Source organism: Streptomyces sp. NPDC047974 (assembly GCF_040653375.1).
Lineage (GTDB): Bacteria > Actinomycetota > Actinomycetes > Streptomycetales > Streptomycetaceae > Streptomyces.
In genome coordinates this window covers 153,517-166,410 of the sequence record NZ_JBEZNU010000004.1, presented here as the reverse complement: position 1 = coordinate 166,410, position 12,894 = coordinate 153,517, and the positions used below count along the sequence as shown (strand labels likewise).

The following is a 12,894-nucleotide window of genomic DNA, read 5'->3' as shown; positions in this document are numbered from 1 at the left end:
CCTAATTAACCCCCGGCGGGAAGTGGTACCCGACCCTGGTCTATGCCCCCATAAGGCAGACTTATGACTTCTCAAAGTCCCTCTGGGGAGCTGAACGAGATCACGGTCAGCAGCGCGAGCGCGACCGTGCACGCGATCCCGCAGAGGAGCAGGAAGCCGCCGGCGACCGTGTTCACGAGCCGGGTGAACGGCGCCGACGGCACGAGCACGTCCGCCGGGTCCTCCGGCGGGTAGTACACGGGGAGGGCCGCCCCGGCCGGGCCGTGGAGGAAGCCCCGGTAGTCGCCGGAACCGTCGGGGTAGATGTACGCGCCCCGCGTCGTGGCCCGGGTGGCGGTCGCCGCGACTCCGTGCCGCTCCAGCCACCGCTCGCGCCGGCTGCGCCCGACCCCGTACGCGCCGAAGCCGAAGGCCAGCCAGCCGATGCCGCCCACCGGGATCTCGATGATGACGACGTCCCAGTGGCCCAGCGACCCGGCGACCACCGCGAGCGCGATCAGTGCGAGCAGGTGGCCGAGGACGCCCCACAGGAGCCGGCGGCGGAACCTGTCCCGCCAGGTCGGGGCCAGCGAGCGGATCACGGCGAAGCGGGTGCCGTCGACGTCGTCGCGGTCCGTCCGGTTGGCGAGCAGCTCGTTGATCGTGTCGGCGAAGAGGACCGCCCCGTCCGGGTCGACGTCGTCGATCCGGTGGACCCGCGGGGTCGCCCCGGCCTTCGCCCGCAGCTCGATCAGGACCGTCCGCCCCTCGGCGCGGATCCGGCCGAGCCCGTCGGCGGTGAAGGTGATCTGTTCCGTCGGGAGGTCGAGGACCAGGCCGCCGTCCTCGGCGGACAGGGCGGTCCTGTCCCGGCCCACGAGCACCGGGAGGGAGGCGATGGGTATCGGCATGAGCATGATCGTAGAGCCGGGAACGGGCCCTGGTCAGCCCCTCGTCGCGACCACCGCGATCACCGAGAACACCGCGAACACCGCCAGGGCGAGCAGGAGGACGGTGACGGCGACCGGCTTCCAGGGCGCGCCGTGGACGCCGGGGGCTCCGGCGGGCTCCGGCGGGGCGGGCGTGCGGGTGGTGACGAGCGCGGCGCCGTCGGGTGCCGGGTCCGCGGGGAGCGCGGCCGTCACGGCCTCCCCGAAGGCGAGCGCGGCGGCCTCGTCGACCCCCGTGACGCGGTAGATCGTCGGCTCGTTCGCGCCCGAGGCCGTCAGGACGATCGCGAGCGAGCGGCCCTCGGCGTGGACGAAGGAGATCGCCGCCAGCGGTATGTGGTGCTCCTTGTCCGGCCGGTGCAGGGTGACCGGCCCGCCCGCGAAGTGGAGAACCGATTCGCCACCGTGCAGGACCAGGGAAGGGGTGGCCGTCATCGTCCGCTTTCCTCCGCCGCCGTCGGTTCGGTCCCGGGGCGCCTCCGGGCGACAGGGCGACGCTCCCGCGCCGATCGTAGGGGCACCGGCCCGCCCCGCACCACGTCCGGCCCCCGGAAGCCGCCCCGACAGGGCCACCCCGCGCGCTCCCTTCGCGCGCCCCCGGCGTGCGCCGGAGCGAAAACCGAAGGCTCCGGGAACAATTCCAGACGCCCCGGGACGACAGTTCGACAATCCTCCGGATTTACGGGACTTCAGCGATTCCACGACCGACCCGACGGCCGCGAATCGAATCATCCGCTCGAACATCCCGCCCCCGGTGGCGTGCGGGAACGTCCCGAACTCCCTTGGTGCGTCCGACGATTCTACGGAGCACGGGTCACCCGGGAGTGGGGAAGCGGGAAATGGATTCAGAAAGGCATACGTTGGTGAAGGAACACAGCAGAAGAGAACGACCACGGGGGAAGTCGGAGCGAGCGCGGCGCGCGGAGCCGGAATTGCGCGGGAACGGCCCGGAGGGAATCCCCTCCGCCCGGACCCCGCCGCAGCCGGCTCCGCCGCTCCGCCGTCCCCTCGGCCGCTCGTTCGCTCGTTCGCAAGGGACACCGCACGGTGGCCCGGCCCGGCGCACCCCGCCGGCCCGGGGCCGCCGGGGAGGAGGGCCGGTCATGGCACTGCAGATCGGTGCGTACGTCGTGGAGATCCGCACCGGACGGGTCGCGAGAGTGATGGGCCACGAGGGCCCGTACGTCCAGATCCGCCCGCTCGGCGGCGGCCGCGAGTGGGACGTGGCCCCCGAGGAGGTCCGCGAGGCCACCTCCGCGGAGCGCCTCAGCGCCGCCACCGCCCACGCCAACGCCCGCAGCCGCGGCGAGGTCCCCTGAAGACGGGCGGCCCGCGCCGCCACCCGCGTACGGGACAATGGGGCCCATGAGTCTGTTCCGTGACGACGGCGTCGTGCTGCGCACCCAGAAGCTGGGCGAGGCGGATCGCATCATCACGATCCTCACGCGCGGCCACGGGCGGGTGCGGGCCGTTGCGCGCGGGGTGCGGCGGACCAAGTCGAAGTTCGGGGCACGGCTCGAACCCTTCTCCCACGTCGACGTGCAGTTCTTCGCCCGGGGCAGCGAGCTGGTCGGCCGCGGCCTGCCGCTCTGCACCCAGAGCGAGACCATCGCCGCGTACGGCGGCGGCATCGTCACCGACTACGCCCGCTACACCGCCGGCACCGCCATGCTGGAGACCGCGGAGCGCTTCACCGACCACGAGGGCGAGCCGGCCGTCCAGCAGTACCTCCTGCTCGTCGGCGGACTGCGGACCCTCGCCCGCGGCGAGCACGCCCCCCACCTCATCCTCGACGCCTTCCTCCTCCGCTCCCTCGCCGTCAACGGCTACGCGCCCAGCTTCTCGAACTGCGCGAAATGCGGACTCGACGGTCCCAACCGCTTCTTCTCGGTCGCCGCGGGCGGCGTCATATGCGGCGACTGCCGGGTGCCCGGAAGCGTCGTACCCTCGGCGGAGGCCATCGGCCTGCTCAGCGCCCTGCTCACCGGCGACTGGACGACGGCGGACGCGTGCGAGCCGCGTCACGTCAGGGAGGGCAGCGGACTCGTGTCCGCCTATCTGCACTGGCACCTGGAGCGCGGCCTGCGCTCCCTGCGGTACGTAGAGAAAAGCTAGGAGAGACCACGTCATGGCCATCGCACGACTCCTCGGGCGCCAGCGTCGGGAGTACAGGACCCCCGAGCCGCACCCGTCCGGCGCCCGCCCGCCGAAGCTCCAGGCCGAGCTCGTGCCGCAGCACGTCGCGATCGTCATGGACGGCAACGGCCGCTGGGCCAAGGAGCGCGGACTGCCCCGCACCGAGGGGCACAAGGTCGGCGCCGAGCAGGTGCTCGACGTGCTCCAGGGCGCGATCGAGATGGGCGTCGGCGCGATCTCGCTGTACGCCTTCTCCACCGAGAACTGGAAGCGCTCCCCCGAGGAGGTGCGCTTCCTGATGAACTTCAACCGCGACTTCATCCGCAAGACCCGCGACCAGCTCGACGAGCTCGGCATCAGGGTCCGCTGGGTGGGCCGCATGCCCAAGCTGTGGAAGTCCGTCGCCAAGGAGCTCCAGGTCGCCCAGGAGCAGACCAAGGACAACACCAGGCTCACGCTCTACTTCTGCATGAACTACGGCGGGCGCGCCGAGCTCACGGACGCGGCCCAGGCGCTCGCCGAGGACGTGAAGGCCGGCCGCCTCGACCCGGCGAAGATCACCGAGAAGACGATCCAGAAGTACCTGTACTACCCGGACATGCCGGACGTCGACCTCTTCCTGCGCCCCAGCGGCGAGCAGCGCACCTCCAACTACCTGATCTGGCAGAGCGCGTACGCCGAGATGGTCTTCCAGGACGTGCTGTGGCCCGACTTCGACCGCCGTGACCTGTGGCGCGCCTGCGTCGAGTACGCCCAGCGCGACCGCCGCTTCGGCGGCGTCGACCCGGCCGACCTCGCCGTCCTCGACAAGGCCTGAGCGTCCGCCGTACGGGGTGACGCTACGATCCGGCGCGTGAACGGGACAACGGACGACTCCGCGCTCCACGACCGGATCGAGCTCACCTACCTCCCCGTCCTCGCCGACGTGCGCGAGGCGGTACGCGTCACCCTGAACGCCGCCCGCTGGTGGCGGGCGCTGCGCCTGCTCGCGTACGGCGCCGCGGTCCTCGCCTTCCTGATCGCCGCCCTGGAACTGCTGCTCCCGGGCGAGCCGGACCCGGGGACGGTGGCCGAGATGGCGGGGCTCGGCGCGGCCGCCGTCGCCGTGGTCCACCTGATGGGCCGGGCCGTCGCGCGGGCGATCTTCCTCTCCGTCCGCGCGCAGGGCGAGGCCCGGGCCGCCGTCGACGCCGAGGGCGGCCGGTGGACCGCCCGGGACACCGAGCAGGTCATCCGCTGGGCGATGCTTCCCCGGTACGCGGAGACCGACCGGCTCTTCGTCCTGCTCACGCCGCGGAGGACCGGCTCCGGCTTCGCCTACCTGCCCAAGCACGGCCTCGCCGACCCCGCCGACACCGACCGGCTCCGCGCCCTGCTCGACCGGCACAGCACCCGCGTCTGACGGCACGCGCGAGGGCCCGTACCGGTGGACGTCCGGTGCGGGCCCTCGCGCGTGTCAGGTCTCAGCTCACTTCGCCGCGCACTCCGCGCAGGTGCCGAAGATCTCGACGGTGTGCGCCACGTTCACGAAGCCGTGCTCCGCCGCGACCGTCTCGGCCCACTGCTCCACCATCGGGCCCTCGACCTCGACGGCCTTGCCGCAGGAGCGGCAGACGAGGTGGTGGTGATGGTCGTCGGACGAGCAGCGGCGGTAGACCGTCTCGCCGTCGCTGGTGCGCAGCGCGTCCACCTCGCCCGCGTCCGCCAGCGACTGGAGGGTGCGGTAGACGGTGGTCAGCCCGACGGAGTCGCCGCGGTGCTTGAGCATGTCGTGCAGCTCCTGGGCGCTGCGGAACTCGTCCACCTCGCTCAGCGCGGCCGACACGGCGGCGCGCTGCCTGGTCGAGCGGCCGCGTACGGGGGGTCCTGCCGTCGCCACGGGGGCCTCCTTGATGTATCCGTTGCCCCCGCCATTCTGCCAGTCCCCCCTGTGCCGGGTCAGACCCTGACGTCGTCCGCCGGCTTGCGTCCCGCCGGGACCGCGCTGTCGCAGCCCTCCACGGCGGCCGCGGCGGCCGTCCGGGCCCGCCGGCGGGCCAGCGGAGCGGCGAGGAGGGTGAGGAGGACGAAGACGCCGATCGCGTACAGGACGATCGTCGCGCCGGGCGGGACGTCCTGGTAGTAGGAGGTGACCGTGCCGGCCAGGGTGACGGTGATGCCCGTCGCCACGGCGAGGACGAACGTCGCCTTGAAGGACTTCGTCAGCTGCTGGGCGGCCGCGACCGGGACCACCATCAGCGCGCTGACCAGGAGCAGGCCGACGACCCGCATGGCCACCGTGACGGTGACGGCGGCGGTGACCGCGATCAGCAGGTTGAGCAGCCGCACCGGCAGCCCGGTGACCCGGGCGAACTCCTCGTCCTGGCTGACGGCGAAGAGCTGGCGGCGCAGGCCGACGGTGACGAGGACGACGAAGGCCGCGAGGAGGCTGATCGCGGTGACGTCCTCCTCCGAGACGGTGGAGAGCGATCCGAAGAGGTACGAGGTCAGGTTGGCGTTGGAGCCGGTCTTGGACAGGCTGGTCAGCATGACGCCGCCGGCCATGCCGCCGTAGAAGAGCAGGGCGAGCGCGAGGTCGCCGCGGGTCTTGCCGTACGCCCGGATCAGCTCCATGGCGACGGAGCCCACGACGGCGACGAGGGTCGCCATCCACACCGGGCTGGAGTTGAGCAGGAAGCCGAGGCCCACGCCCGTCATGGCCACGTGGCCGATGCCGTCGCCCATCAGCGCCTGGCGGCGCTGGACGAGGTAGATGCCGACGGCGGGGGCGGTGATGCCGACGAGGACGGCCGCGAGGAGCGCCCGCTGCATGAAGGCAGGTTCGAGGAAGTCCATGGTCAGGTCAGCAGTCCCGTGCGGAGCGGCTCTCCGGCCGCGTGGGGGTGGACGTGGTCGTGGCCGGGCAGCGCGTGCTGCCCGAGGGCCTCGGGCGGCGGGCCGTCGTGGACGACGCAGCCGTCGCGGAGGACGACCGCGCGGTCGATGAGGGGCTCCAGCGGGCCGAGCTCGTGGAGGACGAGGAGGACCGAGGTGCCGCCGGCGACCTGCTCGCGCAGGGTCGCGGCGAGGATCTCCTGGCTGGCGAGGTCGACGCCGGCCATCGGCTCGTCCATGATCAGCAGTTCGGGTTCGGACGCGAGCGCGCGGGCGATGAGGACCCGCTGGTGCTGGCCGCCGGAGAGCGCGGAGACGGAGTCCCCGGCGCGGTCGGCGAGGCCGACGAGGTCGATGGCCCGCTGGACGGCGGCCTTGTCGGCCCTGGTCGCCCAGCCGAACTTGCGGCGGGAGAGCCGGCCCGAGGCGACGACCTCGCGGATGGTTGCGGGGACGCCGGCGGCGGCGGTGGTGCGCTGCGGGACGTAGCCGACCCGGGCCCAGTCGCGGAACCGCTTGCGCTCGGTGCCGAACAGCTCGATGGAGCCGCCGGTCAGCGGCACCTGGCCGATGACCGCGCGGACGGCGGTGGACTTGCCGGAGCCGTTGGCGCCGAGCAGGGCGACGACCTCGCCGCGGCGCACGGTGAGGTCGACGCCGCGCAGGACGGGGCGGGCGCCGAGCGCCGCGGTGGCGCCGCGGACGGAGATGACGGGGTCGTCGTCGCGCACAGGGGGGACCTCCTACTTGGCGCCGAGGGCGGTCTTGAGCGCGGCGAGGTTCGCCCGCATGACCTCGATGTAGTCATCGCCCTTGGACCGGTCCGTGATTCCCTCCAGCGGGTCGAGGACGTCGGTCTTCAGGCCGGTGTCCCGCGCCAGGGTCTTCGCGGTCTTGTCGCTCGCGAGGGTCTCGAAGAAGACGGTGGTCACCTTGTCCTCCTTCGCGATGTCCTGGAGCTGCTTGATGCGGGCGGGGCTCGGCTCCGACTCGGGGTCGACGCCGGAGATGCCCTCCTGGTCCAGGTGGTAGCGCTCGGCGAGGTAGCCGAAGGCGGAGTGGGTGGTGATGAAGGTGCGGGTCCCGGTGTTCTTCAGGCCCGTCTCGAACTCGGTGTCCAGGTCGCCGAGCTTCTTCACCAGGGCGGCGGTGTTCTTCTCGTAGTCGGCCGCGTGGTCCGGGTCGGCCTTCGCGAAGGCGGCGCCGACGCCCTTGGCGACCTCGGCGTACTTCACGGGGTCGAGCCAGACGTGGGGGTCGGTGCCGGCCTCGGAGCCGTGGTCGTGGCCCTCGTGGGACGCCTCCTCGGCGTGCTCCTCGCCCTCGTGGTCGTGGCCCTCGCCGGTGCCGTGGGCTTCGAGGGTGGTGAGGGTGGCGGCGTCGACGGTGTGCTCCACGCCGGCCTGGGCGATGGCCTCGTCGACGGCGGGCTGGACGCCCTTGAGGTAGAGGAGGACGTCGGCGTCGGCGAGCTCGCCGATCTGCCGGGGCTTGAGCTCCAGGTCGTGGGGCTCGACGCCGGGCTCGGTCAGGGTCTGGACGGCCACGTGCCCGCCGCCTATCTGCTCGGCGAGGTACTGCACGGGGTAGAACGACGCGACGACGTCCAGCTTGCCGTCCGTCCCCTTGTCGGCGGCCGAGGAGTCCCCGCCGCAGGCGGTGAGGGTGACGAGACCGAGGGCGACGGCTCCGGCGACGGCGGTGGCGGGTATCAGACGGCGTACGTTCATGACACTCATTTTCAACAAAACTGGAAACGGTTGTCAATTGCCCGGGGTGGTTCCGGGGTGTGGTCCCGGCCACCCCGGAGCCACCGGCATACCGATTTGATACGGGCCCCATGGGCGCCGGTAACCTGTGGCATTCGCACTTCGTCGTCGTAATGAAGAGAGCACCGTGGCCGCCGACAAGATCGACACCATCGTCAGCCTCAGCAAGCGCCGTGGCTTCGTTTTCCCGTGCAGTGAGATCTACGGCGGTCAGCGCGCCGCCTGGGACTACGGACACCTGGGCGTCGAGCTCAAGGAGAACATCAAGCGCCAGTGGTGGCGTTACATGGTCACCTCGCGCGAGGACGTCGTCGGCATCGACTCGTCGGTCATCCTGGCGACCGAGGTCTGGGAGGCCTCCGGTCACGTCGCGACCTTCACCGACCCGCTGACCGAGTGCACCTCCTGCCACAAGCGCTTCCGCGCCGACCACCTGGAGGAGGCGTACGAGGAGAAGCACGGCCGCCTCCCCGAGAACGGCCTCGCCGACCTCAACTGCCCCAACTGCGGCAACAAGGGCACCTTCACCGAGCCGAAGAACTTCTCGGGCCTGCTCTCGACCCACCTCGGCCCGACCCAGGACTCCGGCTCCGTCGCCTACCTGCGTCCCGAGACCGCCCAGGGCATCTTCACCAACTTCGCCCAGGTGCAGACGACGGCGCGCAAGAAGCCCCCGTTCGGCATCGCGCAGATGGGCAAGTCCTTCCGGAACGAGATCACTCCGGGCAACTTCATCTTCCGGACCCGCGAGTTCGAGCAGATGGAGATGGAGTTCTTCGTCAAGCCGGGCGAGGACGAGCAGTGGCAGGAGTACTGGATGCAGCAGCGCTGGAACTGGTACACCAACCTCGGCCTGCGCGAGGAGAACATGCGCTGGTTCGAGCACCCGCAGGAGAAGCTCTCCCACTACTCGAAGCGCACCGCCGACATCGAGTACCGCTTCTCCTTCGGCGGCAGCGAGTGGGGCGAGCTGGAGGGCGTCGCCAACCGCACCGACTACGACCTGAACGCCCACTCCAAGGCGTCCGGCGCCAACCTGACGTACCTGGACCAGGAGTCCGGCGAGCGCTACACGCCGTACGTCATCGAGCCCGCCGCCGGTGTCGGCCGCACCATGCTCGCCTTCCTCCTCGACGCGTACACCGAGGACGAGGCCCCCAACGCCAAGGGCGTCATGGAGAAGCGCGTCGTCATGCGCCTCGACCACCGCCTGGCCCCGGTCAAGGCCGCGGTCCTGCCGCTCTCCCGCAACGCGCAGCTCTCCCCGAAGGCCAAGGGCCTCGCGGCGGACCTGCGGCAGAACTGGAACATCGACTTCGACGACGCCGGCGCCATCGGCCGCCGCTACCGCCGTCAGGACGAGATCGGCACCCCGTACTGCATCACCGTCGACTTCGACACCCTCGAGGACAACGCGGTGACCGTGCGCGAGCGCGACACGATGAAGCAGGAGCGCGTCTCCCTCGACCAGATCCAGGGCTACCTGGCCACCCGCCTCATCGGCTGCTGACCTCGGTCGTACGCGTACGGGAAAGCCCCCGGTTCCGAGAACGGAACCGGGGGCTTTCCCGTACGTACGTGGCTCAAGGCCGGCGCAGCGCTCGCAGGACCAGGGAGACGACGGCCTCGAAGGCGGCCTGGATGCCCGGGGTGGACCAGTCGGCGACGTGCACCGGGTCGTGGAAGCGGTCGGTGGCGTCGAAGACGGCCCGGGCGGTGGCGGCGACGTCAGGGGTCGGAGTGGCGAAGATCCCCTGTCGGATCCCGTCCGCGACGATGGCGGCGATCTGCTCCACCAGGTGCTCCACGTGCCGGTCGACCACCGCGCTGTTCTCTTCGAGGAGGACCAGGAACGTCGCCATCAGCTCCGGGTCACCGCCGGCCTTCTGCCGCTTGAGCGCGAAGAGACGGTACAGCCAGCCGGACAGCCGCTCGTCGGCAGGGCCGGGACCCTTGGCGTACGGGCGGAGCTCGACCACGTTCCGCTCCAGCCACCGTTCCGTGACCGCCTCGCGCAGCGCCGCCTTGGTGCGGAAGTGGCGGTAGACGCTGCCGTGGCTCACGCCGAGCACCCGGGCCACGTCCACGACCGTCGCCTTCGCGGGGCCGTAGCGGCGCAGCACCTCCTCGGTGGCTTCGAGGATGCGCTCGGCGGTGAGGGATTCGGTGGCGGCCATGGACCGACAGTACCCGTCAGTGCTCGCTGTCCAGGTGGGCCATCTGCGCGGCCGGGTAGCGCTCGCCCGCGGCGGCGCCCGCCGGGACGGCCTCCTCGACCGCGGCGAGGTCGGCGGCGTCGAGGGTGACGTCCAGGGCGCCGAGCGCCTCGGCCAGCCGGGTCCGGGTGCGGGCGCCGACCAGCGGCACGATGTCGTCGCCCTGCGCCAGGGCCCAGGCGATCGCGGTCTGCGCCACCGAGACGCCCTTGGCCTCGGCGACGGCCCGCAGCCGGTCCACGAGGGCGAGGTTGCGGTCCAGGTTCTCGCCCTGGAAGCGGGGGCTCATGCCGCGGAAGTCGCCCGGGGCGAGCGCCCGGTCGCGGGTGAAGTGGCCGCTGATCAGGCCGCGGGAGAGGACCCCGTACGCGGTGATGCCGATGCCCAGCTCGCGGGCGGCCGGCAGGATCTTCTCCTCGATGCCCCGGGAGATCAGCGAGTACTCGATCTGGAGGTCCGTGATCGGGGCGACGGCGGCGGCCCGGCGCAGGGTGTCCGCGCCGACCTCGGAGAGGCCGATGTGCCGGACGTGCCCGGCTTCGACCAGCTCGGCGATGGCGCCGACGGTCTCCTCGATCGGCACGTCGGGGTCGACGCGGGCGATCCGGTAGACGTCGATGTGGTCGGTGCCGAGCCGCTGGAGCGAGTACGCGGCGAAGTTCTTCACCGCGGCCGGGCGCCCGTCGTAGCCGGTGAAGCCGCCCTCGACGGTGCGCAGCGCGCCGAACTTGACGCTGGTCAGGGCCTGCTCGCGACGGCCGGCGGGGGCGGTGCGCAGCGCCTCGGCGATGAGCAGCTCGTTGTGGCCCATCCCGTAGAAGTCACCGGTGTCGAGGAGGGTCACGCCGGCCTCCAGGGCCGCGTGGAGGGTCGCGATCGACTCGGCGCGGTCGGCCTCGCCGTACAGCGCGGACATGCCCATGCAGCCGAGGCCGAGGGCGGAGACGGCGGGGCCGGTGGTGCCGAGGGAGCGGGTGGGAAGCATGGCGGTCTCCTGAGGGGAGGAGGGGGAGGGGTGCCCTACAACCATGACATGACCGATGACAGATTTCAATATCTGTCATCGGTCATTCGGTAGGGCGTTCCGGACCCGGAAAACCGGATGCCCCGCACCCGGCCGCCCCGCTACCGTGCGGGCATGCATGCACACCTCCCGATCTACGAGTGAGAGCGGCGCCGCCCCGGCGGACCGACGACCCACCGCACACCTCACCGAAGGGGAGAACCCCATGGCCAAGAGCCGCAACAACCTCCTCGGCGTCGGCGGACAGCGCAAGAAGCTGTCCCGCGCCGAACAGCAGGGCGCGGGCGGCAGCCGCGCCGCCGACCGCCGCTCCGCGGAGGAGAAGAAGCAGGACCTCCTGAAGAAGATGCGCGAGCGCAACCACCAGGACGGCGCCGCCGAGTAGTCACCGACACCGGAGGGCCCGGGCCGCACACCTGCGGCCCGGGCCCTCCGCCGTACCCGCTCAGGCCGTCGTCCTCGGCAGCCCGAGGGCGTACAGGGCGGTGAACAGGGCCAGCGCCAGTTGGACGAGGAGGGTCGTCGCCAGGGCCTCGCCCAGGGGAACCGTCGCCGCCAGCGTCAGGAAGAGCGAGCCCAGCGTCGCCACGCCCAGCGCGAGCGCCGACTGCTGGGTCGTCACCATCACCCCGCTGCCCACGCCCGCCCGGTCCGCCGGGACCTCGGCGAGGACCACCCGGAAGAGGACCGGCAGCTGGAGCCCCTGGCCGAGGCCCGCCACCGCCATGCCCGGGGCCAGCGTCCACGGGGTGGCGTCCGGCCAGGAGGACCAGGCCGTCCAGGCCATCATGCCGAGGCCGGCCGCCTGCAGCAGGGCGCCCGCCGGGACGACCCGGGTGCCCCACCGGGCCACCAGGCGAGGGCCCGCCAGCGAGGCGGCGAAGAAGGCGAGCGCCATCGGCGCGAGGGCCGCGCCCGAGGCGACCGGACCCAGCTCCAGGCCCTGCTGGAGCGCCACCGCGATCACCAGGATGAAGCCGCCGAAGCCGCCCGAGAGGGGCAGCACGAGGACGAGGCCCCGGCGCAGCGGCGTCAGGCGGAGGAGGGACGGCGGGACCAGCGGGGTGCCGCCCCCCAGCTCCGTGCGCCGCTCGGTGCGCCAGAACGCCGCCGCCAGGAGCGGGAAGGCGGCGAGCGCGCCCCACGTCCACAGCGGCCACCCCGCCGCCCTGCCCTCCGTCAGCGGGGCGAGCAGCGAGACCAGGGCCAGGGCCAGCAGGACCGTGCCCCGGACGTCCAGCGGCGCCGGGGCCGCCGCGCGGGTCTCCGGGACCGTGCGGAGCGCCAGCGGCAGGACGAGCAGCACCGCCGGCACGTTCACCAGGAAGACCGCGCGCCAGCCGAGGCCCGCCACGTCCGCGGCGACCAGCAGGCCGCCCAGGATCTGGCCGGTGACGAAGGCGAGCCCGGTGGTCGCCCCGTACAGGCCGATGGCCCGCGCCCGGCGGGCGCCTGTCGTCGAGGAATGAAGGGTCGCGAGCACCTGCGGCAGCAGCAGCGCCGCCGTGGCACCCTGTGCCACCCGGGCCGCGACCAGCGACCAGGCGCTCGGGGCGAGCCCGCAGAGCAGGGACGTCACGCCGAAGGCCGCCAGGCCCGCGAGGAAGAGCCGGCGCCGGCCGAAGAGGTCGCCGAGCCGGCCGCCGAGGACCAGCAGGACCGCGTACGCCAGGCCGTAACCGGCGACGACCAGTTCGAGGAGCGACTCGTCCGCGCCGAGGTCGCGGCCGATCGACGGCAGGGCGACGTTGACGATGAAGAAGTCGACCAGGGGCAGCGCGGCCCCCAGGAGGACGGTGAACAGGCCCAGGGAGCCGAGGGCCGGCGCCGGGGCACCAGGGGCGGGGGCGGGGGGACGGGTGCGGGAGAAGCGGGTCGTCGTGGTCACGCCTTCGACCCTCGGCCCGCCGCCTGCCTGGTACCAGAGTCTCCTCATCCTGGTACCG

General features: G+C 72.4%; 15 protein-coding genes. 6 read left to right on the top strand and 9 right to left on the bottom strand.

Annotated features, from left to right (window positions below):
- Window positions 1-71: 71 nt before the first annotated feature.
- Window positions 72-890, bottom strand: coding sequence for a hypothetical protein (locus AB0E19_RS08525; protein WP_362175346.1), 819 nt, complete (start codon window positions 888-890; stop codon window positions 72-74).
- 33 nt (window positions 891-923) lie between these two features.
- Window positions 924-1,364 carry a hypothetical protein gene (locus AB0E19_RS08520; RefSeq protein WP_362175343.1) on the bottom strand — a complete coding sequence of 147 codons (441 nt, stop codon included), beginning with the start codon at window positions 1,362-1,364 and terminating at the stop codon, window positions 924-926.
- A 668-nt stretch (window positions 1,365-2,032) separates the two neighbouring features.
- Here AB0E19_RS08520 and AB0E19_RS08515 point away from each other — a divergent pair.
- The 4 genes from AB0E19_RS08515 to AB0E19_RS08500 are packed head-to-tail and all read left to right on the top strand — an operon-like array spanning window position 2,033 to window position 4,467.
- Window positions 2,033-2,248 (top strand): hypothetical protein, encoded by a 216-nt coding sequence (locus AB0E19_RS08515; RefSeq protein ID WP_169084979.1) that lies wholly within the window; start codon window positions 2,033-2,035, stop codon window positions 2,246-2,248.
- A 46-nt stretch (window positions 2,249-2,294) separates the two neighbouring features.
- Complete coding sequence (gene recO, locus AB0E19_RS08510) at window positions 2,295-3,044, top strand: DNA repair protein RecO (protein ID WP_362175340.1); 750 nt, start codon at window positions 2,295-2,297, stop codon at window positions 3,042-3,044.
- 13 nt (window positions 3,045-3,057) lie between these two features.
- Entirely contained in the window at window positions 3,058-3,882 is an 825-nt protein-coding gene (locus tag AB0E19_RS08505) for an isoprenyl transferase (RefSeq protein ID WP_362175337.1), read from the top strand.
- Between the two features lie 36 nt (window positions 3,883-3,918).
- Window positions 3,919-4,467, top strand: coding sequence for a YcxB family protein (locus tag AB0E19_RS08500; protein ID WP_362175334.1), 549 nt, complete (start codon window positions 3,919-3,921; stop codon window positions 4,465-4,467).
- 66 nt (window positions 4,468-4,533) lie between these two features.
- On the opposite strand, the gene AB0E19_RS08495 is transcribed toward AB0E19_RS08500, so the two are convergent.
- The 4 genes from AB0E19_RS08495 to AB0E19_RS08480 are packed head-to-tail and all read right to left on the bottom strand — an operon-like array spanning window position 4,534 to window position 7,669.
- Window positions 4,534-4,944 (bottom strand): Fur family transcriptional regulator, encoded by a 411-nt coding sequence (locus tag AB0E19_RS08495; RefSeq protein WP_360606251.1) that lies wholly within the window; start codon window positions 4,942-4,944, stop codon window positions 4,534-4,536.
- A 59-nt stretch (window positions 4,945-5,003) separates the two neighbouring features.
- Window positions 5,004-5,900, bottom strand: a complete 897-nt coding sequence (locus AB0E19_RS08490) for a metal ABC transporter permease (protein ID WP_362175330.1) — start codon at window positions 5,898-5,900, stop codon at window positions 5,004-5,006.
- A 2-nt stretch (window positions 5,901-5,902) separates the two neighbouring features.
- Window positions 5,903-6,670, bottom strand: coding sequence for a metal ABC transporter ATP-binding protein (locus AB0E19_RS08485; protein ID WP_362175327.1), 768 nt, complete (start codon window positions 6,668-6,670; stop codon window positions 5,903-5,905).
- 12 nt (window positions 6,671-6,682) lie between these two features.
- Complete coding sequence (locus AB0E19_RS08480; protein WP_362175324.1) at window positions 6,683-7,669, bottom strand: metal ABC transporter substrate-binding protein; 987 nt, start codon at window positions 7,667-7,669, stop codon at window positions 6,683-6,685.
- A 166-nt stretch (window positions 7,670-7,835) separates the two neighbouring features.
- Here AB0E19_RS08480 and AB0E19_RS08475 point away from each other — a divergent pair, with 166 nt between their 5' ends.
- Window positions 7,836-9,218 carry a glycine--tRNA ligase gene (locus tag AB0E19_RS08475; RefSeq protein ID WP_360606259.1) on the top strand — a complete coding sequence of 461 codons (1,383 nt, stop codon included), beginning with the start codon at window positions 7,836-7,838 and terminating at the stop codon, window positions 9,216-9,218.
- Window positions 9,219-9,291: 73 nt separating this feature from the next.
- On the opposite strand, the gene AB0E19_RS08470 is transcribed toward AB0E19_RS08475, so the two are convergent.
- Both AB0E19_RS08470 and AB0E19_RS08465 read right to left on the bottom strand, forming a co-directional pair.
- Entirely contained in the window at window positions 9,292-9,885 is a 594-nt protein-coding gene (locus tag AB0E19_RS08470) for a TetR family transcriptional regulator (RefSeq protein WP_362175320.1), read from the bottom strand.
- Window positions 9,886-9,901: 16 nt separating this feature from the next.
- Window positions 9,902-10,909 (bottom strand): aldo/keto reductase, encoded by a 1,008-nt coding sequence (locus AB0E19_RS08465; protein WP_362175317.1) that lies wholly within the window; start codon window positions 10,907-10,909, stop codon window positions 9,902-9,904.
- A 244-nt stretch (window positions 10,910-11,153) separates the two neighbouring features.
- Here AB0E19_RS08465 and AB0E19_RS08460 point away from each other — a divergent pair, with 244 nt between their 5' ends.
- Complete coding sequence (locus AB0E19_RS08460) at window positions 11,154-11,333, top strand: DUF6243 family protein (RefSeq protein WP_362175314.1); 180 nt, start codon at window positions 11,154-11,156, stop codon at window positions 11,331-11,333.
- Window positions 11,334-11,393: 60 nt separating this feature from the next.
- On the opposite strand, the gene AB0E19_RS08455 is transcribed toward AB0E19_RS08460, so the two are convergent.
- Window positions 11,394-12,884, bottom strand: a complete 1,491-nt coding sequence (locus AB0E19_RS08455) for an MFS transporter (protein ID WP_362175311.1) — start codon at window positions 12,882-12,884, stop codon at window positions 11,394-11,396.
- Between the last annotated feature and the right edge of the window lie 10 nt (window positions 12,885-12,894).

Coding starts and splice junctions, on each gene's coding strand:
- AB0E19_RS08460 (WP_362175314.1), top strand. CDS start 11,154: ATGGCCAAGAGCCGCAACAACCTCCTCGGCGTCGGCGGACAGCGCAAG.
- AB0E19_RS08525 (WP_362175346.1), bottom strand. CDS start 890: ATGCCGATACCCATCGCCTCCCTCCCGGTGCTCGTGGGCCGGGACAGG.
- AB0E19_RS08520 (WP_362175343.1), bottom strand. CDS start 1,364: ATGACGGCCACCCCTTCCCTGGTCCTGCACGGTGGCGAATCGGTTCTC.
- AB0E19_RS08455 (WP_362175311.1), bottom strand. CDS start 12,884: ATGAGGAGACTCTGGTACCAGGCAGGCGGCGGGCCGAGGGTCGAAGGC.
- AB0E19_RS08515 (WP_169084979.1), top strand. CDS start 2,033: ATGGCACTGCAGATCGGTGCGTACGTCGTGGAGATCCGCACCGGACGG.
- AB0E19_RS08465 (WP_362175317.1), bottom strand. CDS start 10,909: ATGCTTCCCACCCGCTCCCTCGGCACCACCGGCCCCGCCGTCTCCGCC.
- AB0E19_RS08470 (WP_362175320.1), bottom strand. CDS start 9,885: ATGGCCGCCACCGAATCCCTCACCGCCGAGCGCATCCTCGAAGCCACC.
- recO (WP_362175340.1), top strand. CDS start 2,295: ATGAGTCTGTTCCGTGACGACGGCGTCGTGCTGCGCACCCAGAAGCTG.
- AB0E19_RS08505 (WP_362175337.1), top strand. CDS start 3,058: ATGGCCATCGCACGACTCCTCGGGCGCCAGCGTCGGGAGTACAGGACC.
- AB0E19_RS08490 (WP_362175330.1), bottom strand. CDS start 5,900: ATGGACTTCCTCGAACCTGCCTTCATGCAGCGGGCGCTCCTCGCGGCC.
- AB0E19_RS08480 (WP_362175324.1), bottom strand. CDS start 7,669: ATGAACGTACGCCGTCTGATACCCGCCACCGCCGTCGCCGGAGCCGTC.